At 74.7% G+C, this 289-nt stretch carries 1 pseudogene; it reads left to right on the top strand.

The features are described from left to right. Window positions 1-218 (top strand): annotated as a pseudogene (locus J0695_RS42630) (MinD/ParA family protein); the annotation flags it as partial. Between the last annotated feature and the right edge of the window lie 71 nt (window positions 219-289).

A 289-nucleotide genomic window follows, 5' to 3' on the forward strand; every position in this document is an offset into this window, starting at 1 on the left:
TGGTCGTCCTGTCCAGCACGGTGGCACGGCCCGGCATCGACGTGGAGGCGGCCGCGGACCGGCTCCGGTCCACCGGTGCGAGCGTCCACGTCCTGCCCTACGACCGGCATCTGGCGGCGGGCGGGGCCCTGCGCACCGAACTGCTCGCCCGGCCGACGCGGCTGGCCGCAACCCGGCTGGCGGCCGAGGTGTTCGAGCTCTCCCAGAAGCGCCGGTGACCGCGATGAAGCCGTCCCCGAGTCCCCGAGCGACACCGGCACCACCGCCGATACCGAGGCCGATGACACCC

Origin of the sequence: Streptomyces beijiangensis, assembly GCF_017315755.1 — a bacterium.
GTDB classification, from domain to species: Bacteria; Actinomycetota; Actinomycetes; order Streptomycetales; family Streptomycetaceae; genus Streptomyces; species Streptomyces beijiangensis.